This window comes from Halobaculum litoreum, from assembly GCF_030127125.1.
In the GTDB taxonomy this organism is placed as follows: domain Archaea; phylum Halobacteriota; class Halobacteria; order Halobacteriales; family Haloferacaceae; genus Halobaculum; species Halobaculum litoreum.
In genome coordinates, this window is the sequence record NZ_CP126156.1 from 2,720,570 (window position 1) to 2,745,517 (window position 24,948).

The following is a 24,948-nucleotide window of genomic DNA, read 5'->3' on the forward strand; positions in this document are numbered from 1 at the left end:
CGCGTCCGTCCGGGCCCCGGCCCGGCGGTCCCCGTCGCCGCACCCGACAGGCCAAAGAGCGCCCGACCCCTACGCCGGGTATGGTCTCGGCGCTCGCGCTCGTGCTCACCCTCGTCGCCCTCGCGGTGAACACGCTCGTCGTCGCGGTGCTGTCGCGCTTCTTCCGGATCCGGCTCAAGACGCAGTGGGGATGGGTCGTGTACACCCTGCTCGTCTCGCCGGTGGTGTTGCTGATCCTCGGACTGATCCAGGGCACCGTCATCCCGCCGCTGTTCGAGGGCGCCGCGGGGCTGTTCCTCGCGGTGTTCGTCGCCGTCCCGCTCGCGCTCGGGTTCACCATCGACCTGCTGTACGTGCCGCCGCCCGAGGAGTACGACCTGCCGGCGGCGGAGTAGCCGTCAGTCGCCGCCGAGCGCGCTCCCGAGGCCGGCCGGTTCGCTCTCGCCGTCGGCGGTGTCGGGGTCGCCGACCGCCGACGCGTTCCGGTCGTCGACCCACGGCGGCGGCGCGGCCGCCGACCCGCCCACCTCGGCGCGGAACCGTTCGGTCGTCGTCGCCGTGAGCGAGCTCCCGTCGTCGGCGTCGTACGTCGCCGTGAACCGCAGGTCGTACGCCAGCACCACCCCCGCCTCGGTGACGGTCGCGTTCAGGCGGTAGTCGCGCAGCGGCGGCCCGCGGCGGCGGTCGAGCTCCTCGTGGTCGGCGCGGACGACGTACAGCGTCTCGCCGTCGACGGTCCGCGTGTCGACGAGCCGGGCGTTCGTCCCGACGACCGCGCCGAACACGGAGTCCTCGCCGGTGTCGTCGGCGCCGGCGATCGTCGGCGGCTCGCCGCGGATCCGGCGGACCGTGACATTACCGTCGCCGTCGACCGAGCGCGTCGCGGTCACCGTCCCGTTGGTCCAGAACTCGAAGACGGGGAACGGCGAGACGAACTGGTCGGGGAGGCCGCCGCTCTCGTTCACGCGGTAGCGGAGCCGGGGGCCGGCCGACTCGATGCGGATCGCGGTCGTCGAGACGGTCGTGCCGTTCGCGTCGACGACGGCGCGTTCGACCCGGACCGTCGAGTTGACCCGGTCGAGCACCCGGTCGTGGTTGCCCGCGAGGACGCGCGCGTCGACGCCGTCGGGGCCGACGCCCGGCGGGTACGTTGGCGCGGGCGTCGCGGTCGGCGTGGTCGTCGGCGTCGTGGCGAGCGCGGGGTTGATCGTCCGCTCCCCGCCGTCGCCCCCGGCGCCGCAGCCGGCGGTCACGAGCGCGACGGCGACGGCGACGACGACGAGCGGGCGGAACACACCTCACCCACGGAGCGGCGGGAGATAAGTCGCCGTGCCGGCGGTGGCGTTGGCCAGCGCCTCCGCGACCCACGGCGGCCGCGGGACGGTCGTGGTGCCGACGTCGTCGACGCGCAGCCGCACCGCGACGGTGCCGGGGTCGTTCCCGAGGAAGATCGCGTACCGGAGCGTCAGCGACCGCACGACCCCGCGCTCGTCGACGGTCGCCGAGAGCCGCACCTGCCGGCGGTCGGGGAGGCCGGACCGCTCGATCCGCCCCTCCGCGGCTTCGATCACGGCGACGCTGCCGTTCGGCGTCGCCTCGGTGCCGGCGTAGCTCGGGCGCGTGTCCACGGACGCGGCGTACAGCCACGCGCCGCCCGTGGGGTCGAGCCCGACCGGCGCGCCGGGGTCGCCGGGGCGCCCCTCGAGCGTCACCTCGCCGCGCCAGCCACCCGCCGGCTCGCCGACACCGAGGCGTTGCTCCAGTGGGCCGAGGCGAGCCTGTTGTCGCCACGCACCCGCTCGAACGTGTACAGCGAGCGGTCGCCCGCCACCGCGACGCGCGCGGCCGAGCGCTCGACGACGCCCTCCGGCCCCTCGACCGTCCGCGTCAGCGAGACGGTCCACGACCCGGAGCCGTTCGTCAGCGCCGCCCGGTGCCCGTCGATCAGCGCCTCCACGTCGACGCCGTCCCGCGAGACGCCCGCCGGGAAGCCGCCCGTCGGCGTCGGTCGCGTCGGGGTCGCCGTGGGCGTCTCGGCGAGCGCGGGGTTGACCGTCCGCGCCCCGGCGTCGCCGGCGCCGCCGAAGCCGGCACACCCCGCACAGACGAGCAGGCACGCCAGCGCCAGCGCCGCGGCTCGGGGCGGGCCGCGGCCGTCGGCGGCGCTCCGTGTCACGCGGTCACGTTCGGCGCGGCGCGGCAAAAGCGGGCGGGTGCCGGGCGGCGTCGGGCGGCGGCACTCGGCGACTCCGGGCGGCGTCAGGCGCCGTCGCCGTCGCCGTCGACGTCGGCCACGGCGGCGTCGTCGCCGTGGAACGCCTCGATCAGCCGGTCGGCGACGTCCTCGACGCGGTCGATCACCGCCTCGGGCGAGCGGGAGGCGTCGACGCGGACGAACCGCTCCGGCTCGGCGTCGATGAGGCGATCGTAGTTCGACTGCACCTCCGCGAGGAACGAGACGCGCTCGAACTTGTCGGTGGCGCCGGCGCGGGCGGCGGCGGTCTCGGGGTCGACGTCGAGGTAGATGGTCGCGTCCGGCTCGCGCGTGAACGCCCCGTGGATCCCGCGGACGTACTCCAGCGGGCGGCGGATCTCCGAGTCCGCCAGCGACGCGGCCTGGTACGCGTACCGCGAGTCGGTGTAGCGGTCGGAGATCACCACGTCGCCGTCGGCCAGCGCCGGGCGCACCACCCGCGAGAGGTGGTCGGCGTGGTCGGCGGTGAACAGGAACAGGTCCGCGAGCGGGTCGGCGTCGTCGTCGCCCAAGGACCGGCGGACGGCGTCGCCGTACCACGTGTCGGTCGGCTCGTGGGTGAACGTCGCGTCGGGGCGGGCGTCGTGCAGCGCCTCCCACGCGGTCGTCTTCCCGCTCCCGTCGAGCCCTTCGAGCGTGAGGAGCATCGTGTCTACCGTCGGTGGTCGGGCCGGGGGCTTACCCCTTGCGTGTCGGCGCGGGCGGGCCCGGCGCGCGCCGGTTCACGTCACGACGACGAAGCGGGCGCCCCCGAGGCGCTCGCCGTCCTCGACGCGGACGGTCCAGCCGTGGGCCTCGGCGACGCGCGCGACGATCCCGAGACCGAGCCCCGTGCCGTCGGCGCCGGAGTAGCCCACGCGGAACACCGCCCCGCGCTCGTCGTCGGGGACGCCGGGGCCGTCGTCCTCGACGGCGAACCCGTCGTCGGTGCCCGTCACGAGCACCGTCGACGCCTCGCCCGCGTGCTCGATGGCGTTGGCGAACACGTTCTCGAACAGTTGGGCGAACAGGCTCGGGTCGGCCTCGACCGTCCGGTCGGCCTCGACGACCAGTTCGGCGTCGGCGGTGTCGACCGCCTCCCACGCGGCGCGGGCCGTCTCGGCCACCGACCGTCGCTCGGTGTCGTCGGCCTCCTCCCCCACCGCGAGCGTTCGGGCGTTCTCGATGATGTCGGCGACGCGCTCCAGCGCCTCGCCGGCGGTCTCGAGGTCGGCCACGGCGTCGGCGTCCGTCTCCCCGTCGAGGCGGTCGCGCGCGAGGTCGACCCGGCCCGTCGCGACGTTGAGGGGGTTGCGGAGGTCGTGGGAGACGACGTTGGCGAACTCCTCGAGGCGCTCGTCCTGTGCGGCGATCGTCGACGCCTGCTCGCGCAGGCGGACCGCCCGGCCCGCGCGGTCCAGCGCCGCGGTCGTGTTGTCCGCGAGGACGCGCGCCAGCTCGCGACGGCGCCCGTCGAGGTCCATCCCCTCGGGGAGCGCGACCGACAGCGTCCCGTGGTCGCCAAGCGGGTACACCGCCGTCACGCCGAGCGTGACCGCGGAGCCGTCGGTCGCGTCGTCCCGGACGAGCGGCTCGCCGGTCGACAGCACCTCGCGGGCGACGCGCTCGGCGTCGACGTCGCCGCCGACGCCGACGTCCTCGGCGGCGGCGGCGGAGACGGCCACGAGCGGGAGGCTGTCGCAGTCGGGGTCGCGGAGCCGGGCCCCGCTGTACGGCACGCCGAGGACCGTCTCCGTGGCGTCGACGGCGGCCGCGACGATGGCCTCCGGGTCGTCGGCCGCCTGCATCGCACGGGTCGCGTCGTGGAGGCCGCGCAGCCCGCGTCGGTCCGCGGCCGCCTCCAGCGCCGCCGTCGCGTCCGAGGCGAGCGTCTCCAGCAGGTAGCGCGTCCGTCCGTCGAACCCGTCGGCGTCCAGCGTCGCGAGCGTCGCGACGCCGTGAGTGCCCAACGGGAGGTACAGGGCGTGGGCCACCGGGTCGGCGCCCGTCCCGGGCGTCGGCGCCTCGACGGCGACGGCGTCGCCCGCGACGTACGCGCGCCACGCGGGGCTGGCGTCGTCGCCGCGGCGGTGGTCGTCCCAGTCGTCGAGGTAGGGGCGGGCCGCGTCGGCGGCGGCGACCACGTCGAGCGCGTCGCGTCGCGGGTCGTACGCCCGGATGGCGGCGAGCGGCACGCCGAGCGCGTCGGCGCAGGTGTCGACGAACTCGCGGGCGACCCGCTCGGTGTCGTCGGCGCGCGCCATCCGTCGGCTGGCGCGACGGATCGCGAGGAGGTCGTCGTCCGCGGCGTCCGGGGACGGCGGGCGCGACATTGGCCGTGACGAGGCGGCTCTCGGTGATAAGCGCGTCCCCTCGTGGCGGTCCGGCGACGGGTTCGTGGCGCGCCGCCGAGGGGCCGGTCGAGGCCGCCGGCCTACAGGAGGAACGTGGTGACGAACAGGAACACGCCGACCCCGAGCGCGGCGACCAGCGCGACCTTCCACGCGACGCTGAGCAGCAGGCGGCCGACGGTCAACACGACGAGGAACGCGACGAGCGCGAGGAACACCTTCCCGACGGTCGTGTCGAGCGGGGCGGGCAGTTGCAGGAGCGCGGTCGCGGCGAGGGCTACTGTCGCGGCGTTCATGCCCCCGGCTTGACGGGCATCGCGTATAACCTTCTTGTCCGCCGGCCGTCACCCGAGTCGCGACCGCGTTGTATCCAGATATGTGCGATCGTGTTCATGCACGATCGCGCCTACCGACGCCGTCGTGCGGTTTCGTTCCGCTCCCGATCCGGTTCACTTTCACTCCGCTCTACACAGTCTTATACTGCCGCTCGTACAACACGATACCGCGACGAAGCAGACGCGTGCAGGCTCGAACCGAGAAGCGACGCGCACATCAAGTGCGCTTGAATTAACACAACCTCACCGGAACCCACGCCGTTTATCTGCGTGGCTCCGGTACGGAACGTTCGTCCGACAGCACCTATGGAACGCCACTACGCCCACACCGATTTCCGCCGATCGACCGGTCTCGCCGGGGAGGTACGCGACGAATGAGTCGCGCGGACCTCGGCGCCGACGAACTGGAACTGCCGATCAAACGCACCGACGGGGAGACGCTGCGCGAGCGTCTCACCTCGAACGCCTACGACAACATCCTGCCGGCCCGCTACCTCCGCAAGAACGCGGACGGCGAGCCCGTCGAGACGCAGGAGGAGCTGTTCGAGCGCGTCGGCCACAACGTCGCGCTCGCCGAGGCCGTGTACGAGGCCGACGAGCCCGTCACGGTCACGCCCGACCAGCTGAAGCCCGACCACCCGCGCCGCGACGAACTCGCCGCCGAGGTGTTCGGCGCGGGCGTCACGGCCGCCGACGACGCCGAGACGGAGCTGACCGTCCACAACGTCAACAAGTTCGCCTACGAGACGGTCGTCCCGGAGCTCCCCGACGACGTGCGGACCCACGTCGAGGAGACGGCCGCCGAGTTCCGGGAGCTGATGGAGCGGCTCGCGTTCATGCCGAACTCGCCGACGCTGATGAACGCCGGCGACGAACTCCAGCAGCTGTCCGCCTGTTTCGTCGACTCGCCCGACGACGACATCGACGACATCCACCAGACGGCCAAGGAGGCCGCCCAGGTGTTCCAGTCCGGCGGCGGGATGGGGTACGCGTTCTGGAAGCTCCGCCCGTACGGCGACGCGGTCGGCTCCACCGGCGGCATCGCCTCCGGCCCGATCACGTTCATGCGGACGTTCGACCAGATGTGCGAGACCATCGCGCAGGGCGGCGCCCGCCGCGGCGCCCAGATGGGCGTCATGCGCGTCTCGCACCCCGACGTCATCCAGTTCATCCACGCGAAGAACAAGGACGTCTCGCTGGCGAACACGCTCCGCCTCAACGACCCCGACGACTTCACGCACACGTCGTTCGCGGACGCGCTCGACGAGGCGCGCGAGCTCATCGACGACGACGGGAAGGTGCCCAAGCACCTCCGCAACGCCGTCGAGGGCCACCTCTCGAACTTCAACATCTCCGTCGGCGTCACCGACGACTTCATGGAGGCGCTCGACAACGGCGAGGAGTTCACCTTCACCAACCCGCGCACGGAGGAGCCCCACGTCGCGACGCCCCAGACGAAGGAGCTGTACGAGATGTTCGGCCTCGGCGAGCACGTCGAGGTCGGCGAGGTCCTCTCGGTGCCGGCCGCCGCTATCTGGGACCACATCGTCGAGGGCGCCCACGAGAACGGCGAGCCGGGCGTCGTCTACCTCGAGCGCATCAACAAGCTCCACAGCTTCGACGTCGAGGAGCACCCCGACCACCGCATCCTCGCCACCAACCCCTGCGGCGAGCAGCCGCTCGAGGAGTACGAGGCGTGCAACCTCGGCCACATCAACCTCTCGACGCTCGCGTCGCTGGACGCGCCCGACTGGCGCGTCTGGAGCGAGGCCCACGCCGACGAGTACGACTCCGAGCGGGCCGCCGTCGAGGCGTTCCTCGAGGAGGCGATCGACTTCGAGGAGTTCGACCACCGCATCGAGATGGGGACGCGCTTCCTCGAGAACGTCGTCACCATGTCGGACTTCCCGGTCGACAAGATCGAACAGAAGGTCCGCGACATGCGGAAGATCGGGCTCGGCGTGATGGGGCTGGCACAGCTGTACATCCAGCTGGGCGTGCGCTACGGCTCGGAGACGGGGAACCTCGTCGCCGAGGAGCTGATGACCCACATCAACCACGAGTCGAAGGCCGCCAGCCACGACCTCGCCGAGGAGCGCGGCGTGTTCAACGACTGGGCCGACTCGAAGTACGCCGACCCCGTCCGCTACGCCGACTGGTTCGAGCAGTACGTCGGCGAGGACCCCCACGACTGGGAGGACGGCTACCCGATCCGCAACCACAACACGACGACCATCGCGCCGACCGGCACGACCTCGATGGTGGGCAACACGACCGGCGGCTGTGAGCCGATCTACAACGTCGCCTACTACAAGAACGTCTCCGACGACGTGCAGGGCGACGAGATGCTCGTCGAGTTCGACGACTACTTCCTGCGCACCCTGGAGGCGAACGACATCGACGTCGACGCCGTCAAGCAGGAGGCGCAAGACCAGATGGCGAACAACGAGTTCGACGGCGTCGAGGGGCTGGAGACGGTGCCGGACGCCATCGGCGAGCTGTTCGTCGTCACCGGCGACCTCACCGCGAAGGACCACGCGGGCGTGCAGGTCGCCTGCCAGACGGGCGTCGACTCGGCCATCTCGAAGACGGTCAACGCGCCCAACGACTCCACGCTGGAGGACGCCCAGGAGGTGTTCGAGTACATCTACGAGCACGGCGGCAAGGGCGTCACCTACTACCGCGACGGCACCCGCTCGAAGCAGGTGCTGACGACGCGCGCCGACAACACGGAGTTCGCCGACGAGAGCGAGGCCGCCGAGACGCTCGTCGAGCAGATCACCGAGGTGTTCGGCGGCATCGAGGGCTTCCTCGACAACGAGGACGTGCAGGCCGCCCTCGACGCCGAGGTGGCGGACCTGCTGGAGGCCGCCGACGAGAAGACGGTCCACATCGACTACACCGAGAAGCGCGCCCGGCCGGACTCGCTGCGCGGGGTCACCCAGCTCATCGAGACCGGCTACGGGAAGATGTACATCACCATCAACGAGGACCCCGAGACGGGCGAGCCGTTCGAGCTGTTCGCCAACATCGGCCACTCCGGCGGCTTCACCAACTCCTTCACGGAGTCGCTGGCGAAGGTCATCTCGACGGCGCTGCGCTCGGGCGTCGACCCGCGCGAGATCGTCGACGAACTGCAGGGCACCCGCTCGCCGAAGATCGCCTGGGACAAAGGCGAGCAGATCCAGTCCATCCCGGACGCGATCGGCACGGCGATGCGCCGCTACCTCGACGACGAGGTGGAGAAGGGGTACCCCGAGCAGACGAGCCTCGACCAGGTGACCGAGGAGACGGACGCCGCGAGCGGCCCCGAGGCCGACGGCGGTGCGGCCGTCGAGTCCCCGTCCGGGAGCGCCCCGGGTCCGGAGGACGCCGGCGACGTGGCGGCGCGGACCGACGCGGTCGACGAACTCATCGCGAACGGCGAGTCGCCCGAGTGTCCCGACTGCGGCAGCATGACGCTGTACTACTCGGAGGGCTGCAAGACGTGCGAGTCGTGCGGCTGGTCCGAGTGCTGAGCCGGCGCTGAGGAACCCGGCTCGACCGCGTTTTTCGCGCGTTCGCGCGCTCCTGTTCGACGAGCAACAGCTATTCGCGCCGCCCGCGTAGTCCACCGTCATGCCCACCGTGGAGACGAACGGCGTGGAGACGTACTACGAGCGCCGCGGCGACGGTCCCCCGGTCGTGTTCGTCCACGGGGCGGCCGTCGACCGCACCCAGTGGGCGCCGCAACTCGACGCGCTCGCGGGCGACTACACCGTCGTCGCGTACGACGTGCGCGGCCACGGCCGGACCGGCGGATCCGCCGTGGAGGCGTACAGCATAGAGCTGTTCGCCGACGACCTCGCGGCGCTGATCGAGGCGCTCGACCTCGACCGCCCCGTGGTGTGCGGGCTGTCGATGGGCGGCTGTATCGCCATGACGTTCGCGGCGCGCCACCCCGACCGCCTGTCCGGACTGGTGCTGGCGGACACGTTCGGCCCCGTCCCGCTCACCGTCGGGGACCGGCTGTGGCGCGAGGCGCTCCGGCTCACGATCCCGCCCGCCCGGCTAGTCGGCTACGAGCGCGTCGAGCGGGGGATGGTGTGGCTCCAGCAGCGCCTCTCCGGGGCGGGCGTCGCCGGCGATTACGGCCGCATCGAGGCGATCCGCGACCGGGGGCCGCGGATGGCGACCGAGGAGTTCGCGAAGGTGATCCGCGCGATCGCGTCGTTCCACCGGACGCGGGTCGACTTCGGCGCGATCCGGGTGCCGACGCTGCTGCTGTACGGCGAGCACGAGACGGGCGTGATCCGTCGCCAGATGCACGGCTCGCGGCGCTGATCCGCGACGCCCACCTGTTCGCGGTCCCCCACGCCGGCCACGTCGCGAACCTCGACAACGAGGCGTTCGTCGGCGGCGCGATCCGGGGGCACCTCGGGCTGGTGTGGCCCGACCACGCACCGCGGGACGACGACCCGGCCGTCGTCGCCCCGGGAACGGACGGCTGAGGCGACCGCCGCCCGCCGGTGCCCACGCGATACGTACGACGGACGTACCGTGGAATCACTACATATTTATGTGAATATTACTTGGTGATGGTAGCCCGCATCGGGCATGCTACCTATGAACATGAACAGGCGGACACTGTTGCGCGGTATCGGTGCGGCCGGGGCGACACTGACGTTCAGCGGACTCGCCAGCGCGGGGGGGTCGGCCCAGTACGTCGTCGGCGGCAACTCCGGCGACCTGGGCGACCGACTGGCGGGGACGGACTTCGCCGTCCGACACGTCCTCGCCGGGGGCCGCGTCGCCGTCGTCACCGGTCCGGCCGGCGCGGGCGACACGCTCGCGGCGACGTCGGGCGTCACCGCGGTCAGCCGCGACGTCGAGGTCGAACTGGAACTGCCGGAGGTGGACGCCGACGACGTGTCCACGCCCGGCGACGACGCGGCCTTGCGCGACCTCCAGTGGGACAACGACCTGCTGGAGACGGGCACCGCCCACGAGACCGCCACCGGCGAGGGGGCGCGCATCGCCATCGTCGACACCGGGATCGACCTGAACCACCCGGATCTGGGGAACGTGAACGCCGACCTCGGGCGGGCGTTCGTCGCCGACGACGACGTGCCCGAGATCGGCCCCGACGATTCGGGGTTCCACGGCACCCACTGCGCCGGCATCGCCGCGGCGACCGGCGAGGCCGGCGTCGTCGGCGTCGCGCCCGACGCCGGCTGGTGCCGATCCGCGTGTTCCCCGCCGAGGGGGGCGCGACGTTCGGCGACATCCTCAAAGGGATCGACTACGCCGCCGAGATCGACGCCGACGTGGCGAACTTCAGCCTCGGCATCCCGGGCGTCCAGGAACCGGGCGTCGAGGTCAACCAACTGCGCGCGAACGTCCAGCGCGTGTTCCAGAGCGCCGTCCGCCGCGGCACGGTGATCACCGGCTCCGCGGGCAACGACTCCGGGAACCTCCAGCAGGGGGGCGGCCTCACGCTCCCGAACAGCGTCCCCGCGGTCATCACGGTCAGCGCGACGCCGCCGGCTGACACGCTGTCGTTCTACTCGAACTACGGCACCAGCGACATCGACGTGGCCGCGCCCGGCGGCTGGTACGAGACGATCCCGCGGACGCTCGGCGAGGGGCCGCTGAGCGAACCGGGCGACATCCCGTTCCCGTTCAACGGCGTGTTGTCGACGTGGCCGACGAACCTCAATTCGAGTATTTCCGAGCAGATCGGGACACAGGGCTACGACTACATCTCGGGCACCTCGATGGCCGCCCCGCAGGTCGCGGGCCTCGTGGGTCTCGTGCGCGGGGCCGACCCCTCGCTCAACGCGAACCAGGTCGAGAGCGTCATCAAACAGGGCGCGGAGTTGGCCGACGGCGCCAGCGATCCCGAGTTCGGCGCCGGGCGGGTCAACGCCGCGAACACGGTCGACCTGCTCGACTGAGGCCGCGCCCCGCCGCCCGTTGACACCGTTTCTTCGTCGCCGCCCGACCCCACAGCAACATCTGTTCGTGTGCGGCAGTTTATCAGGCCCGACGCCGACCCGGAGGTATGAGCGACCACCAGCCGCCCGAGCACGACCGCGCGGGCGACGGCGACGAGGCCGCCGACGCGGACGCGTTCGCCGGCGAGAAGGACCCGTCCCTCCGGAGTCGAGAGGTGACCGCCGGGGCCGAGCGCGCGCCCCACCGCGCGATGTTCCGCGCGATGGGGTACGACGACGCCGACCTCTCCTCGCCGATGGTCGGCATCCCGAACCCGGCCGCCGACATCACGCCGTGTAACGTCCACCTCGACGACGTCGCCGACGCCGCCCGCGAGGGGATCGAATCGGCGCAGGGGATGCCCATCGAGTTCGGCACCGTCACCATCTCCGACGCCATCTCGATGGGGACCGAGGGGATGAAGGCGAGCCTCGTCTCCCGCGAGGTGATCGCCGACTCCGTCGAGTTGGTCTCCTTCGGCGAGCGCATGGACGCCCTGGTCACGGTCGCCGGCTGCGACAAGAACCTCCCGGGGATGCTGATGGCGTCGATCCGGACGGACCTCCCGTCCGTGTTCCTGTACGGCGGGTCGATCAAACCCGGCGAACACGACGGGCGCGACGTCACCGTCCAGAACGTGTTCGAGGGCGTCGGCACGTACGCCGAGGGCGACATGAGCGCCGCGGAGTTGGACGAGATGGAGCGCCACGCCTGCCCCGGCGCGGGCTCGTGTGGGGGGATGTTCACCGCCAACACGATGGCGTCCATCTCGGAGGCGCTCGGGATGGCGCCGCTCGGCTCCGCCTCGCCGACGGCTGAGTCCGAGGAGCGCTACGACGTGGCGAAACGGGCGGGCGAACTCGCCCTCGAGTGCGTCCGCGAGGACCGCCGGCCCTCCGACGTCCTCACGAAGGAGTCGTTCGAGAACGCCATCGCCGTGCAGGTGGCGATGGGCGGGTCGACGAACGCCGTCCTCCACCTGCTCGCGCTGGCGGCCGAAGCCGAGATCGACCTCGACATCACGGAGTTCGACGAGATCTCCCGCCGGACGCCGAAGATCGCGAACCTCCAGCCCGGCGGCACGCGCGTCATGCAGGACCTCGACGCGGTCGGCGGCGTCCCGGTCGTGATCCGCCGGCTCGTCGAGGGCGGGTACATGCACGGCGACGCCATGACGGTGACCGGCCGGACGGTGGCCGAGGAGATCGCCCTCCTCGAGGAGACGGGCCACCTCCCCGCGGACGACGACATCGAGGCGGACTTCCTGTACACCGTCGACGAGCCGTACAGCGAGGAGGGGGCGATCAAGGTGCTGACGGGCAACCTCGCGCCCGACGGCGCGGTGCTGAAGGTGACCGGCGACGACGCGTTCCACCACGAGGGCCCCGCCCGCGTGTTCGAGGCCGAGGAGGACGCGATGGCGTACGTCCAGTCGGGCGCCATCGAGTCCGGCGACGTGATCGTCATCCGCAACGAGGGGCCCCGCGGCGGGCCCGGGATGCGCGAGATGCTCGGCGTCACCGCGGCCGTCGTCGGCGCCGGCCACGAGGACGACGCCGCCCTCCTGACGGACGGCCGCTTCTCGGGAGCGACGCGCGGGCCCATGGTCGGCCACGTCGCTCCCGAGGCCGTCGAGGGCGGCCCCATCGGCCTCGTCGAGGACGGCGACACCGTGACCGTGGACATCCCGAACCGCGACCTCTCGGTCGATCTGAGCGACGACGAACTCGCCGAACGCGCCGACGCCTACGAGCGCCCCGAGCCGCCGTACCGCGGCGGCGTGTTCGCCAAGTACGCCCGCGACTTCGGGAGCGCGGCGAACGGCGCCGTCACGAACCCGATGGCGAAGCGCGACTGAGCGACGCACCGCACCGCCGGCTCGCCCGCCGACCCATCCGCCGACTCACCCGTCCATTCACTCCCCGTCGCCGTCCTCGCGCGGGTTCACCGTCTCGTGGACGCCGAGCACCAGCGCCGGCACGACGAGCATGAACAGGTGCTCCTCCAGCGGGATCCCGAGCAGCTCGACCCCCGTGCGCATCGGGATCGAGAACACGCCCACCTCCAGCGTGTACCAGTCCCAGACGTACGCGACCGGGTAGACGGCGGCGACGGTCCGCGCGGCGCGCCACAGCGCGTCGCGGCCCGCGCGGACGAGCAGGAGGGCCGCGGCCGACCCGAACACGACCTCCGTCGCGAGGTAGGTGTACGGCCCGAAGGCGGTGACGTCCGGCAGGGCGACCCCGGCGGCGACGAGCGGCCGGAAGAACACCGCCACGAGCAGGCCCGCGAGGAACAGGTACGCGCCGCGCACGAGCAGCATCGTCGCCGTCGTCGGCTCGCGCCGCACCGCGACCGCCGCGACGGCGCCGAACGCGAGGCTGGCGACCGGCGAGGCCGGCGGGAGCACGCCCGTGATCGCGAGCGGGACGACCGCGAACAGGCCGCCCGCGAGGCACGCGACCGCGAGCGACCGGGCGGGCGCGGGCCCGAGCACGACGGCGACGGTCCGCTTGTCGATGGAGCGGTCGTACGCGTAGTCCTGCGCGTCGTCGATCACCTTCACGCCGGCGAGCGTGACGACGAACACCGCCGCCAGCGCGACGGGCGCGACGGCGAGCGTCCCCGTCTGGGCGGCGTAGCCGCCGAGCAGGCACAGCGCGATGCCGACGGGGTAGCCCAGCGTCGTCGTCACGGGGTTCGTGTCGAACTGCGGCGCGTGGAGGTAGCCGACCGCCCACATCGGCGCCGCGAGCGCGACCGCGACCGGCGTCGCGAGGACGGCGAGGCCGACGAGGCAGGCGGCGAAGCCGACGGTCGCGCCCGCGAGGCCGAGGCGACAGCCGCGCTCGGTCATCGGGTGGTCGTCGTCCTCGCCGCGGCGGTGGAAGTCGACGTAGCCGTCCTTCACGTGGGCGGTGTAGACGGCGAAGAACGCCGCGCCGGCGTACACGAGCGCGACCGCCGGGTCGAACGCGCGCGTCCCCTCGCTCGCCAGCGCCGCGCCGAACAGCGCCGTCGCCACCGGGGGCAGCATGAACACCGGGTGGACCTGCGAGGCGTACGCGCGGGCGACGGCGACGGGCCCGTCGCCGTGACGGGCGAGTGCCATGCAGGGTGGTCGCCGTCGCCGGCGATAAAACGCCCGCCGCCCCCTGCCCCCGCCCCACCCCGCCCCGTCCCCGCCGCCGACCGGATCGGGAGGTCGATTCATATGGTCGGACGACCAACAGGACGGGTATGAGCGACTCGACGGGGGACCTCGACGCGTTGGTCGACAACGAGATGAGTGCGGCGGCGACGGCGGCCGCGCTCCGCGAGCACGGCACCGGCGTGCTGTCGCTGGCGCGCGGGGGCGAGGCGTACGCCGTGCCCGTGTCGTTCGGCTTCGACGGCGAGCGCTGCTACTTCGTGTTCATCGGCTACCACGAGCCGAGCACGAAGACGACGTTCGCGGAGTCGACCGAGCGGGCGACGCTGACGATGTACGACGCCGACGGCCGCGACGACTGGCACAGCGTCTCCGTCCGCGGGCCGTTGACCCGGCTCGGCGAGGACGACTGGCCGGCCGCGCGCGAGGCCATCGGCGACAACGGCTGGTACCCCGGCCTGTTCCGCCGGGCCGACCCCCGCGGCCGGATCGACCTGTGGGCGCTCGACGCGGAGGAAGTGACCGGATACGAGAGCGGCTGAGGGCGTCGTCGCTGTTTCGCGACACGTCGGGAGAACGAGCCCGACCGCGAGCGGCGCGGCGCCGACCGTCGCCGGGGCGCCGCTCAGTTCACTCGAGGTCGAAGCGGTCGGCCGTCATGACCTTGTGCCACGCGTCGACGAAGTCGTCGACGAACTGCGCCTCGGCGTCGGCGGCGGCGTACACCTCCGCGACGGCGCGCAGCCGCGAGTGCGACCCGAAGATCAGGTCGACGCGGCTCGCCTCGCCCTCGAGGTCGCCCGTGGCGCGGTCGCGGACCTCGAACAGGTCCTCGTCGCCCTCGACCGGCTCCCACACCGTGCCCATGTCGAGCAGGTTCACGAAGAAGTCGTTCGTGAGCGTCCCCGGCTCGTCGACGAACACGGGGTCGTCGTCGCCGTGGGTCGCGCCGAGCGCGCGCATGCCGCCGACCAGCACCGTCATCTCCGAGGGCGTCAGGTCGAGCAGGTCCGCCCTGTCGACGAGGATCTCCTCGCTCGGGCGCGAGGCGTCGTCGGAGCGGTAGTCGCGGAAGCCGTCGGCGGCCGGCTCGAGCGCCTCGAAGGAGTCGGCGTCGGTCTGCTCTTGCGTGGCGTCGACGCGGCCGGGCTCGAACGGGACGTCGACGTCGTGGCCGGCCGCGGCGGCGGCCTCCTCGATCGCCGCGTTGCCGCCGAGCACGATCAGGTCCGCCAGCGAGACGCGCACGTCGTCGTCGCGCGAGGCGTTGAACTCCTCCCGGACCTCCCGGAGCGTGTCGAGCACGGTCGCCAGCTCCGCGGGCTCGTTCGCCTCCCAGTCGCGCTGCGGGCGCAGGCGGATGCGGGCGCCGTTGGCGCCGCCGCGCTTGTCGCTGTCGCGGTACGTCGACGCCGACGCCCACGCGGTCTTGACGAGCTGCGCGGTCGTGAGCTCCGACTCGAGGAGCGTCTCCTTCAGCTCGGCGACCTCGGTCTCGCCGATCGTGTCGTAGTCGGCCTCGGGGAGCGGGTCCTGCCACACCATCTCCTCGTCCGGAACCTCCGGACCGAGGAACCGCGACGGCGGGCCCATGTCGCGGTGCGTGAGCTTGTACCACGCCTTCGCGAACGCCATGCCGAACGCCATCGGGTTCTCCTGGAACCGCTCGACGATCTCGCGGTACTCGGGGTCCTTCTTCAGCGCGACGCCGGTGGTGAGCATCATCGGCGTCTGCTCGCCGTCGCCGTGGGCCTCGGGCGCCGACTCGACGGCGTCCTCGTCGACGGGGCGCCACTGCCACGCGCCGCCGGGGCCCTTCTCCGGCTCCCACTCGTGTTCGAGCAGGTTGTCGATGTAGCCCATGTCCCACTCGGTCGGGGAGGCGTTCCACGGCCCCTCGATGCCGGAGGTGATCGTGTCGGCGCCCTTGCCGTCGCCGTGGTCGTTCTCCCAGCCGAAGCCCTGCGCCTCGATGGGCGCGGCCTCCGGTTCGGGGCCGAGGTTCTCCTCGGGGTCGTCGGCGCCGTGGACCTTCCCGAAGGTGTGGCCGCCGGCGATGAGCGCGACCGTCTGCTCGTCGTTCATCGCCATCCGGCTGAACGTCTGCCGGATGTTCTTCGCGGACGCCTCGGGGTCGGGCTGGCCGTCCGGCCCCTCGGGGTTGACGTAGATGAGCCCCATCACCGAGGCGCCGAGCCCCTCCATGATCTCGCCGGCCTCGTCGAAGCGCTCGTTCGTCTCGAACTCGCTCTCGGGCCCCCAGTCGACGGCGTCGTCGGGGGCGTAGTCGTCCTCCCGGCCGCCCGCGAAGCCGAACGTCTTGAACCCCATCGACTCCATCGCGACGTTGCCCGCGAGGATCATCAGGTCCGCCCACGAGATGTTGCGGCCGTACTTCTGCTTCACCGGCCACAGCAGGCGGCGCGCCTTGTCGAGGTTCGCGTTGTCGGGCCAACTGTTGAGCGGGGCGAACCGCTGTCGGCCGCCGGCGGCGCCGCCGCGCCCGTCGCTCGCGCGGTAGGTGCCGGCGCTGTGCCACGCCATCCGGATGAACAGCGGCCCGTAGTGGCCGTAGTCGGCCGGCCACCACTCCTGCGAGTCGGTCATGAGTTCCTCGAGGTCGGCCTTCACCGCTTCGAGGTCGAGGTCCTCGAACGCCTCCGCGTAGTCGAACGCCTCGCCCATCGGGTCGATGTCGCGGGCGTTCGCGTCGAGCACGTCGAGTTTGAGCTGTTCCGGCCACCAGTCCTGGTTGGACCCGGTCATCGCTCGCGAATCCGTGGCGATCGCTTGTAAAGATTGTCTAAATCGATAAGCTCCGCTTCGCCGATGGGGAAGATATCTTTCTCCGTCCCGAAACCCGGCTTGCCTCGGTCCGCGCCCGGGAGCCGCCGGGCGCGGGTCGATCCCCGCGTCCGCTCCGTGTCGGTGGGCGGAGTGATCGTCGGCGACTCCTACCGGACCTCCGCGTAGCTACTCGGGCGACTCTCCCGTCGATAGGCGGCGTGAAAACGTGGAGTGGGACCGCCGAGTGGGTAACCCCTGCTTCGACTGCAATTCTGCCGTTTCAGCGTCTGTGTCGAGTGATCCGATCATAGTCCAGCCTCCGCAATTTCGTCTCGCCGCCGGTCCAGTTCCTCGCCGAGATTCGGCTTGTCGTAGTACGCCCTGATCGTGTCCGGGAGCGCGTCGACGCGGCCCGCGACCTTCTGGATACGAACGCCGCGGTTCCGCAGATCCGTGATCCGGCCCGTCCGGATCGGGTGCGGACTCAGGGCGGACGGGCACTTGCTCTCGTGTCCGTGTTCTCGGTACTGGCAGGTATCCGGGTCCTCGTCGTGGGGACACCCACCGCGGAAACACGGGTGAGTGAGGTTGTACGTCGTTCGCCGGAACGTCGAGGACGTCGGGCGGCCGAACTTCGAGGTGAACAGCGGTTTCCGGCCGAAGTCGTCCTCCACGTCCCGCCGGTGCTCGCGGATGTAGTGCCGCAGCACCTCGACCGTCTTCTCGTTCAAGACGTTCAGCCGCTCCCCGGTGAGGCCGTTCTTGAGGCGTGTCTCCGACTCCTCGCGACTGACGAACCGCACGGTTCCGTCCTCCGCGTCGAAGTCGTCGAGGTCGAGGGCCTGAAGGCCGGAGATACGCGCGCCCGTGTCCCACATCGTGATGAACAGCGCGTGGTCCCGGGTCGCGTAGCGGAACCTGTCGAGGTGGTCGAGGATCGCGTGGGCCCGCTCCCGACCGAGCATCAGATCGCTCGACGCCTCCCCCTTCGTCAGCGACGGGATGTGGGCCGAGAACTTCTCCACGAGGGCCGGTTCGACCGCCTCCAGCGCGACCCCGTAGCTCATGAACTGCCGGACGGTCCGGAGTTCGTTCTTCATCGAGGTGTTGTTCAGCGCCGGCGCGCGGTGGTCCCGGTACGCCTTGATGTCGCGACCGTCGACGATGTTCAGGTTCAGGACGCCCTCCGATTCGAGCCACTGGACGAACTGGCGGACCCGTCGCCGGTACGAGTGGGCCGTACTCCCGGCCGTGTCGGCCTCGATCACGTCCAGCCACTCCTCCATCGCCTGCCGCGGCGTGATCGGCCGGAGGTCGTCCCGGTTGGCGTGTGAGGTGTCGAAGCTCACGCCGATCCCTCCGGCGAGAACCGTTCCCGGACGCGATCACTCACCGAGCATCACCTCCTTCGCCCGCTTCACGCGCTTGAACTCGTCCTCGGATCCGTCCGGAGTGTCGGGGTGGACCTCCGTGACGAGATCCCGGTAGGCGTCCCGGACCGCTCCGTCGTCGGCGTCCGCCGAGACACCCAACACCTCGTGGGCGGGAACGCGGGCCGGAGCCGCTCCCTCGTCGCCCGGCGGGAGTCGCGCCGCCGCGAACTCCGCGTCACCCGTTTGAACGGGGCGCTGTCCGCGCATCCGCGTCTCGTGGATCCACTTGTAGACCCAGCGGACGTTGTCCCGAAGCCGCGGGCTGGCGTCGCACGCGACGGCGTACTGTTCGCCGTCCATGCTCCAGCGGAGAACGAACCCCGGATCGTCGGGACTCGCGTTGTGGAGCGGAAGCCCGTTCGACTTCGTGTGTTGGTTTCCGATGGACGCGCGCCAGTCGTCGGCGTCGAGGCGGTCCATCTCCGCCGCGAGTTCCTTCGTCGTGTCCGCGAGGGACGCGCGGAAGCTCCGGTTACGCTCGCGCTGACGGGGCGGTGTCCGGTCCCAACCGGCGGGCCAGTCGAGACTCACCGTTCCTCACCCCCCAGCGTGTCCAGCGCCTCGCGGAGCTGCGCGGCGTCCGCGACGTTCGCCCGCTCCACGAGTTCCCGGACGAGTTCGTCCTTCTCGCGGCGCTCCGATCCCGGTGGACCGTCGGCCACGGGACGCCTCGGACCTCCGTCCAGAGTTCGTACATGGCCTCACGGTCCAGCCGGACGACGACGCGCTCGCCGCCCTCCGTCGCGAACCGGAGCGTCCACGGCTCCGGCTCCGCCCCCAGCGGTCCGTAGGTGACGGACGCGGCGCGACCGACGGTGAACCGCTCCACGTCCAGCGTCACCGGCCGTCACCTCCGTCCTCCGCGACCTCGACACGGTAGGTCCGCGCATCCTCACCGTAGGGCTTCACCGTCACCTCGCGGATCCCGATCCCCTCGTTCACGACGCGCCGGCCGTCCGCTTCGAGGCTCCGGCGGTCGATCAGGGGATAGCGGTCGCGGTCCGCGCCGCGCGGCTTCACGTCGACCGTCGCGCCGCGGGCGCGGAACACGACGCCGTCGGAGACGCCGACGTCCGCCGGAACCTCCAGCTCGTCACCGTCCAGCGTCAGCGTCCGGTCCGCGGTTCCGCCGTCGAGGGCGACCCCGAGGGCGGCGTCCTTCTCCCCACGACCCGCGAGCGTCACCGCGGCGACGTGGGTCCGCCGTTCGCCACACCGGGGGCACCCGGCTTGGACGAGACGGTGACGCGAGTCCGTGTCCACCGTCGCGCCGTCGTCGCGGACGACCGGGTAGACGCGGACCGTCTGTTCGTTCCCGCAGATACGGCACACGTAGCCGACTCCAGCGGTGACGTCCACGTCGGTCACGCCGACTCACCTCCGGTCGCCTCGTCGTCTCCAGCATCCTCCCGCGGGATCGCGGTGGCGAAATGGCCGGTTTCGCGTCGGTGGTCGCCCGCCACTTCTTGGGCGGCCTTCGACTCCGCGAACCACCCGACGGCTTCACACCCGTCGTCACACCACGCGACGAACTCGGCGTCCTCGGGATCGACTCCGCCGCCGTCCGCCGCGACCCGCCGGCTGGGTTCTCCGTCGGGCGAGTCGTCGAGGACGAACGCGATCTCGCGGAGCGTCACGGCCGCGACGTCGAACCCGCACGGCGCCAGCGTCGTCCGTCCGGGGCCGGCCGACGTCAGGCCGTGGTCCGCGAGCGGGCGTCCACAGTCGGGACAGTCGGTTCTCTCGGAAAGCGGTGCGTCCTCTCGTTCGGGGGTTTGATGGCCCCCCATAGCGTCGTCGTACATGGCTTTCGTGCCTCGATCACGAAGGCCCGCGCGGGCCGGCGTCCCAAGCGCCGGGTCCGCAAACTTCTGCGAATAGGGACCCATCGGGGAGCGACGGGTCCGCGAAGTGCCTTCGTTACAACCCTGTGAGAACAGAGGGTGCTTAAGTCTTAGCACATATCTGCTATTGATATAGCGAATATGTGCCACCACCGTCCCCGAACCTCCAGTAATAAAGGGACTGAACTGGCTGTAATAGCCGAATGCGACCCCGGCCGGAGTGGATGTCGTTGAACGACTCCGTCGTGCTTGAATTCCTATCTGAGCACGATCTTGAGCTTCCGCCGAAGTCCGTGTACGTGAATTTGAATCGCCATGGACACGACATCGGGTACTCGACAGTCCGTCTCCGGCTGAACACACTGGAAGAACATGGACTGTTGAGGAAGGCAGACTCCGGATATTACGAGGTAAGTCAGAAGGGGCGGCTCTGGCTCGACGATGAACTCGATGCTTCCGACCTCGAGGACGACGGAGAATGAGATACGGATACCCACTCTCCGCCAAGCTGTTCATCGCCCTCGTGTTCGGCGGCACGTTCGCGCTGCTGGCGCTGGTACTCTTCTGGCTCTGAGTCGCGGCCATCCGACTCACTCCGTGATCACGTCGAGGTGCAGTCCGAGCCGCTGGACCGTCGCCTCACACCACGCCGGGACGAAGCCGGCACCCTCGTAGATCGCTTCCTCCTCGTCGGTGACGCGGAATCGTTCGCGGTCGTTCCCGCGATGGAGCGTCAGCCTGACCTCGTCGGACCGATACGCCTCTTCATCGATGCTGAACCGGATCTCCGGCGCGTCGTCGTCGGTGTCCTGGGGGGACAGGACGCGATCTCTCGTCGACATCGAGCGAACGGAGTACCGTTTCGGGTTTGAATAGGTGAGAGAAGCCGACTATCTTTCAGGGCTCAAGAACAGAATCACCATACAGCGTCGACCCACCGATCCACTTCCGGACAAACAGCCCTCAAATTCCGGCACTTCCGGACACGAATATTGTGACACACCCCGTTTCCGGCAGATGAGAGTTGTGATATTCTGCGATCCTGACAACTCGGTTAGGGCGTGCTGAATACAGGGCGCTCTTTCATCGTGGTGGGGTACTCTTTCGAGAAGTTATAAGGTATGTTGGATGGACCCTCAGCCAACGAGACTTCATTATGACCACGGACGAGATTCGTTCTGATCTGGAGAATTTTGTAGACGATCTCTACCGACGGTTGAACTCGCGCGAGTTGCAGGAGGTTCTGGACGGCGACATTCGTCGGGAATTGACTGGCGATGATCTCGGCCTGATGACTCTGAATTTACTGGATATCCGCCCGAACGATGGTTGGAGCGGCACCTGATTGAATACGTTCTTGATGATCTCGGGTTGGATTGGGAACCCCAGCCTTACGGCCGTGACGATGACAGACCGGACTTCGAGGTTCGCGGCGTCGGCGTTGCGTTGATGGGCGAGAACAAGTCGATGAACAAGATTGACGAAGCCATCTCGGATATGGAGGCATACCTCGTCAACAAGGCGATTGGGCCAGACTACGGTATCGCCACCGATGGGATCGAGTGGCACCTGATTCGCATCGAGATTGGTGGCGACTTCGCTGACTACCAGACCATCCGCGAGTTGGACTTTCGTCCGGTTCTGCAGGCCATCGCAGCTGAGCGGGGGTACGTGGACTTCGATGTCGACGTGGATGTTGACGGGGAAATTGAGTCCTTCTGGGACGTGTTTGCCGAGGAGCACCTTACGAGCCTGCTCACTGAGACTGCGCCACGCGAGCTACGCGACACACGCCGCCGCGGCATTGAGGACTTCTTCGATTTGTACATCGAGTTACTGTTCGGTCAAGGGAAGGGGGACTACGAGTACAAGACGAATTTGATGGAGGACATAGTGGCCCCGCGTGGGGCCTCGGAGAGTGAGAAGAGGGTATTCGCGATCACACTCGTGAACCGGCTGTTCTTCATCAAGTTCCTCGAGGATAAGGGAGTGTTCGATGAGAACGATTTCCTTCTGAAGCGGGTTGAGGCGTACCACGAGTACGAGGGGAAATCGCCGGGAACCTTTACGAATCCCAGATCAAGCCGCTGTTCTACAAACTGCTGAACACGCCGCGTCCGGAGCGCGAACCCAAGTACCGGATGGGGTGGTTCGACGACGCCGACTACCTGAACGGCGGCCTGTTCCGTGAGAACGTGTCGAACGAGCAGGAGTACGTGGTGAAGGACAGGGTCCTCCCAACCCTCATTGAAGACTTGATTCACCACCAACCTGGGGACGGCGACGGTGGTCTTGACCCCTCAATGATCGGCTCGGTCTTCGAGAAAACCATTACCCACCTCGAGTACGAGCGCGATCAACAGGACATCGGGGCCTACTATACGCCGAACGATGTGACTCGAATGATCACCCGGCAAACGGTTGACCCGAAAGTAAAGGACGAGTTGGTGGACGTGTACGGTGAGTATTCTGGCGTCGAGAAAGACGCGTTCGCCACTCGTCACGAAGACACGTCCCTACAGGAGATGCTGCGCCACGTAGAAGATAGAGAGGGATGGTTTGGAGACCCCGATGCCACCGAGGACGCGCTCGAGAGGATTAGCAATCTCAGAGTGCTTGACCCTGCGTGTGGGAGCGGTCACTTCCTCACAACTGCGATGGACGAGCTTCACCGCGTCCAGATGAGTCTGCTGCGGGGGTTGAACGGAGGAGACGAACCAGATGGTGGGACGGTCTTCGAAGAGAAGAAACAACTCGCGCTCAACTCGATCTACGGCGTCGATGCCGAACCTGTCGGGTGCGAGATTGCGAAGCTGCGCGTATGGTTGAAGATCGTTGAGGGCGGGTGGGACGATGACTACGGCCGTCTTCCGAATATCGACGTGAACATCTCGTCCGGGAATTCACTGATCGGTCTCCCAATCGCGGGCACGACGACGGCTTCACTCGACATTTCTGACGTGTACGAGACGATTGATGAGGTGCTGGAGCGTCGGATAGAGTACAAGTACGAGGAGGCGGCCGGTGAGAGGTTGGAGATTGAACGTCTTGAAGAGGAAATTCAACCTGCCCTCAATCGCGAGTTGTTGCGACAGTTGAACTTCGAGTTTGAGACCGAGGTTGAAGACGTGACCGAGTTCGATGACGTGGTGGCGTCAATTGACGACGATCTGCTGCACTCGCAGGTGTCGTCGGTGAAGGTGCAACGCGAGGACGACAAGGCACTTACCGACGAACAGTTAGAGCGACTCGATGAGGCCGGTTTCGACTACGATGAGTGGCGAGATGTGAACAAGAGCGCGAGATTGGACGTGAAGGAGCGCGAGCAGTCTAACGGCCACGACGACGAGGATTGGAACACGAAGGAATCTATCGTCGAGGATTTGCGAGGAATGTTGGGGGACGGATTCGTTTTTGACGAGTTCGTGCGCCGGCCGCTGGAGTATGACTTCGGGAATATCTTCGGCGAGCCTTTCCACTGGTTCGCGGAGTTCCCCGAGGTGTCGCCACGGTACGGCGAGGAGGGTGAAGGTAGCAGTCGAACGCTCAACTTCGACTTGATCCTCGGAAACCCACCTTACGGGGACATCATGGGACAGAGTGAGAAGGTGTTGACTGACACCTACGACACGGGTGGTATCAACGACACGGCGGCGCAGTTTGTCGAGCGACAATTGCAGTTGCTTGACGACGGGGGATACTTCGGGAACATCACGACACTCCGACTCGTTTACCAGTCTAATCTCAAGCCCGTTCACGACAAGATGCGCGAGACGATGCCGGAGACGCTCATCTCGTGCTTCGCCAGCCGCCCCACATCAGTCTTCGAGAATGCCGAGGTGCGGGCGTCCATCATCACGGGGAAGAAGACAAACTCCGAGGAGAGTGGCGAGATTCGAACAAGCGAGTTCGTGCGGATGAATAGCGACAACCGCGAGCAAGTGCTGTCGAACACGATTGATTACCACGCCGTCGAGGGGTACGAGTTGGGTGAGAAGATCGGCGTTCACGACTCGAGGTACTCGATGCCGAAACTGGGGCCACAAGCGCACGTCGATTTGATTGAGACGTTGCGGCAGAAGTCGATAGGAGATGATGGCGAGGTATTCCGCGACCGTGAGCAGGACAGCGAGACGCCGCACGTCGTGTGGCGGAGCTACCACCCACGGTATTGGTGCAACCCGTATCTGGAGAACATCTACCCCGCCGGCGAGAAGCCCCGGGATTTCGAACCGATGTACTTCGAGTCCGAGTTAGAGCGGCGCACAGTGTTCTGTGTGATGCAGTCGTCGCTGTTCTACCTGTACTGGATGACGTACGGGAACGAGCGTGACCTGAACTGGGGACGAGTGCGGGCGTTCCCGATGCCGAGTGATGAGGATATGGAGGATCACCGAGACCGCATCAAGGAGCTGTCCAAGTCGCTGTGGAACGGAATGGAGCGCATGTTCGAATCGGAGGGCGTGATTCACGCGGTGCAGTTCAAGCCGATCGTGAACGAGATTGATGAGTTGGTGGGTAAGTTGTACGGTCTCAACGACGAGATGGTGGAGTATCTTCAGAACTATCACGCGGAATATGGCCGCGGGTTGAGGGACAGTGACTCGGCGTCGTTGGATGAGTTCCTCGATGAGGAGGAGCGTGAGGCCGTAGCGACCGACGATTAGAATGGACGACGTGGGGAGCGTGTGATATGAGACGATACAGCCCGACACCACTCCCTTGGCGGTGATTGAGTCATAAGCCGCGATAGGAGATGGTCGAACAGTCAGATGCAGCAGTCTAAATCGAACGATTTGGCCCACCGTCTGTTAGCGACTGAGGGTTTCAACAGAGCC

23 protein-coding genes and 1 pseudogene are annotated in these 24,948 nt (G+C 68.9%); 10 read left to right on the top strand and 14 right to left on the bottom strand.

All coding sequences use genetic code 11. The features are described from left to right. Positions 1-80: 80 nt before the first annotated feature. Positions 81-395 carry a DUF7991 family protein gene (locus tag P0R35_RS14795; protein WP_284013176.1) on the top strand — a complete coding sequence of 105 codons (315 nt, stop codon included), beginning with the start codon at positions 81-83 and terminating at the stop codon, positions 393-395. 3 nt (positions 396-398) lie between these two features. Here P0R35_RS14795 and P0R35_RS14800 read toward each other — a convergent pair whose 3' ends face one another. The 6 genes from P0R35_RS14800 to P0R35_RS14825 all read right to left on the bottom strand — a co-directional run bounded on the left by P0R35_RS14800 (position 399) and on the right by P0R35_RS14825 (position 4,880). After that, positions 399-1,295, bottom strand: coding sequence for a hypothetical protein (locus P0R35_RS14800; protein ID WP_284013177.1), 897 nt, complete (start codon positions 1,293-1,295; stop codon positions 399-401). Between the two features lie 3 nt (positions 1,296-1,298). Beyond that, complete coding sequence (locus P0R35_RS14805) at positions 1,299-1,712, bottom strand: hypothetical protein (protein ID WP_284013178.1); 414 nt, start codon at positions 1,710-1,712, stop codon at positions 1,299-1,301. Beyond that, a complete protein-coding gene (locus P0R35_RS14810) occupies positions 1,709-2,176 on the bottom strand; it encodes a hypothetical protein (RefSeq protein WP_284013179.1) in 468 nt (155 codons plus the stop codon). The genes P0R35_RS14805 and P0R35_RS14810 overlap by 4 nt, the downstream gene beginning before the upstream one ends. An 83-nt stretch (positions 2,177-2,259) precedes the next feature. Beyond that, the gene (gene tmk, locus P0R35_RS14815) at positions 2,260-2,901 is read right to left on the bottom strand and encodes a dTMP kinase (RefSeq protein WP_284013180.1); all 642 of its coding nucleotides are present in this window, start codon (positions 2,899-2,901) and stop codon (positions 2,260-2,262) included. Between the two features lie 75 nt (positions 2,902-2,976). After that, the gene (locus tag P0R35_RS14820) at positions 2,977-4,566 is read right to left on the bottom strand and encodes a sensor histidine kinase (protein WP_284013181.1); all 1,590 of its coding nucleotides are present in this window, start codon (positions 4,564-4,566) and stop codon (positions 2,977-2,979) included. A gap of 101 nt (positions 4,567-4,667) precedes the next feature. Further along, positions 4,668-4,880, bottom strand: a complete 213-nt coding sequence (locus P0R35_RS14825) for a DUF8029 family protein (protein ID WP_284013182.1) — start codon at positions 4,878-4,880, stop codon at positions 4,668-4,670. Between the two features lie 413 nt (positions 4,881-5,293). Here P0R35_RS14825 and P0R35_RS14830 point away from each other — a divergent pair, with 413 nt between their 5' ends. From P0R35_RS14830 to ilvD, 4 genes and pseudogenes are all read left to right on the top strand, one after another. Further along, positions 5,294-8,437: an adenosylcobalamin-dependent ribonucleoside-diphosphate reductase gene (locus P0R35_RS14830; RefSeq protein ID WP_284013183.1), complete on the top strand. Its 3,144-nt coding sequence runs from the start codon at positions 5,294-5,296 to the stop codon at positions 8,435-8,437. Positions 8,438-8,537: 100 nt separating this feature from the next. Next, complete coding sequence (locus P0R35_RS14835; RefSeq protein ID WP_284013184.1) at positions 8,538-9,242, top strand: alpha/beta hydrolase; 705 nt, start codon at positions 8,538-8,540, stop codon at positions 9,240-9,242. 288 nt (positions 9,243-9,530) lie between these two features. Further along, positions 9,531-10,855 (top strand): annotated as a pseudogene (locus tag P0R35_RS14840) (S8 family serine peptidase). Between the two features lie 107 nt (positions 10,856-10,962). Next, the gene (gene ilvD / locus P0R35_RS14845) at positions 10,963-12,753 is read left to right on the top strand and encodes a dihydroxy-acid dehydratase (protein ID WP_284013185.1); all 1,791 of its coding nucleotides are present in this window, start codon (positions 10,963-10,965) and stop codon (positions 12,751-12,753) included. A gap of 57 nt (positions 12,754-12,810) precedes the next feature. On the opposite strand, the gene P0R35_RS14850 is transcribed toward ilvD, so the two are convergent. Next, on the bottom strand, positions 12,811-14,007 hold the full coding sequence (locus tag P0R35_RS14850) for a lycopene cyclase domain-containing protein (RefSeq protein WP_284013186.1): 1,197 nt from the start codon (positions 14,005-14,007) through the stop codon (positions 12,811-12,813). 128 nt (positions 14,008-14,135) lie between these two features. Here P0R35_RS14850 and P0R35_RS14855 point away from each other — a divergent pair, with 128 nt between their 5' ends. Continuing rightward, positions 14,136-14,588 (top strand): pyridoxamine 5'-phosphate oxidase family protein, encoded by a 453-nt coding sequence (locus P0R35_RS14855; RefSeq protein ID WP_284013187.1) that lies wholly within the window; start codon positions 14,136-14,138, stop codon positions 14,586-14,588. A gap of 88 nt (positions 14,589-14,676) precedes the next feature. On the opposite strand, the gene katG is transcribed toward P0R35_RS14855, so the two are convergent. The 6 genes from katG to P0R35_RS14885 all read right to left on the bottom strand — a co-directional run bounded on the left by katG (position 14,677) and on the right by P0R35_RS14885 (position 19,903). Continuing rightward, positions 14,677-16,812, bottom strand: coding sequence for a catalase/peroxidase HPI (katG, locus tag P0R35_RS14860; RefSeq protein WP_284013188.1), 2,136 nt, complete (start codon positions 16,810-16,812; stop codon positions 14,677-14,679). 326 nt (positions 16,813-17,138) lie between these two features. After that, a complete protein-coding gene (locus tag P0R35_RS14865) occupies positions 17,139-18,182 on the bottom strand; it encodes a tyrosine-type recombinase/integrase (protein ID WP_284013189.1) in 1,044 nt (347 codons plus the stop codon). A gap of 36 nt (positions 18,183-18,218) precedes the next feature. Next, positions 18,219-18,797, bottom strand: coding sequence for a J domain-containing protein (locus tag P0R35_RS14870; RefSeq protein WP_284013190.1), 579 nt, complete (start codon positions 18,795-18,797; stop codon positions 18,219-18,221). Then, positions 18,794-18,928 (bottom strand): hypothetical protein, encoded by a 135-nt coding sequence (locus P0R35_RS14875; RefSeq protein ID WP_284013191.1) that lies wholly within the window; start codon positions 18,926-18,928, stop codon positions 18,794-18,796. Before P0R35_RS14875 ends, P0R35_RS14870 begins: the two co-directional genes overlap by 4 nt. 175 nt (positions 18,929-19,103) lie before the next feature. Next, complete coding sequence (locus P0R35_RS14880) at positions 19,104-19,634, bottom strand: hypothetical protein (protein WP_284013192.1); 531 nt, start codon at positions 19,632-19,634, stop codon at positions 19,104-19,106. Next, a complete protein-coding gene (locus P0R35_RS14885) occupies positions 19,631-19,903 on the bottom strand; it encodes a hypothetical protein (RefSeq protein ID WP_284013193.1) in 273 nt (90 codons plus the stop codon). The genes P0R35_RS14880 and P0R35_RS14885 overlap by 4 nt, the downstream gene beginning before the upstream one ends. A gap of 431 nt (positions 19,904-20,334) precedes the next feature. Here P0R35_RS14885 and P0R35_RS14890 point away from each other — a divergent pair, with 431 nt between their 5' ends. Further along, the gene (locus tag P0R35_RS14890) at positions 20,335-20,592 is read left to right on the top strand and encodes a winged-helix domain-containing protein (RefSeq protein WP_284013194.1); all 258 of its coding nucleotides are present in this window, start codon (positions 20,335-20,337) and stop codon (positions 20,590-20,592) included. 108 nt (positions 20,593-20,700) lie between these two features. On the opposite strand, the gene P0R35_RS14895 is transcribed toward P0R35_RS14890, so the two are convergent. Continuing rightward, positions 20,701-20,952, bottom strand: a complete 252-nt coding sequence (locus tag P0R35_RS14895; protein WP_284013195.1) for a hypothetical protein — start codon at positions 20,950-20,952, stop codon at positions 20,701-20,703. 314 nt (positions 20,953-21,266) lie between these two features. Between P0R35_RS14895 and P0R35_RS14900 the strand changes: the two genes are divergently transcribed. The 3 genes from P0R35_RS14900 to P0R35_RS14910 are packed head-to-tail and all read left to right on the top strand — an operon-like array spanning position 21,267 to position 24,777. Further along, complete coding sequence (locus P0R35_RS14900) at positions 21,267-21,455, top strand: hypothetical protein (protein WP_284013196.1); 189 nt, start codon at positions 21,267-21,269, stop codon at positions 21,453-21,455. Further along, a complete protein-coding gene (locus tag P0R35_RS14905) occupies positions 21,440-22,216 on the top strand; it encodes a hypothetical protein (RefSeq protein ID WP_284013197.1) in 777 nt (258 codons plus the stop codon). The genes P0R35_RS14900 and P0R35_RS14905 overlap by 16 nt, the downstream gene beginning before the upstream one ends. A 35-nt stretch (positions 22,217-22,251) precedes the next feature. Continuing rightward, positions 22,252-24,777: an Eco57I restriction-modification methylase domain-containing protein gene (locus tag P0R35_RS14910; protein WP_284013198.1), complete on the top strand. Its 2,526-nt coding sequence runs from the start codon at positions 22,252-22,254 to the stop codon at positions 24,775-24,777. The last annotated feature ends 171 nt before the right edge of the window (positions 24,778-24,948 follow it).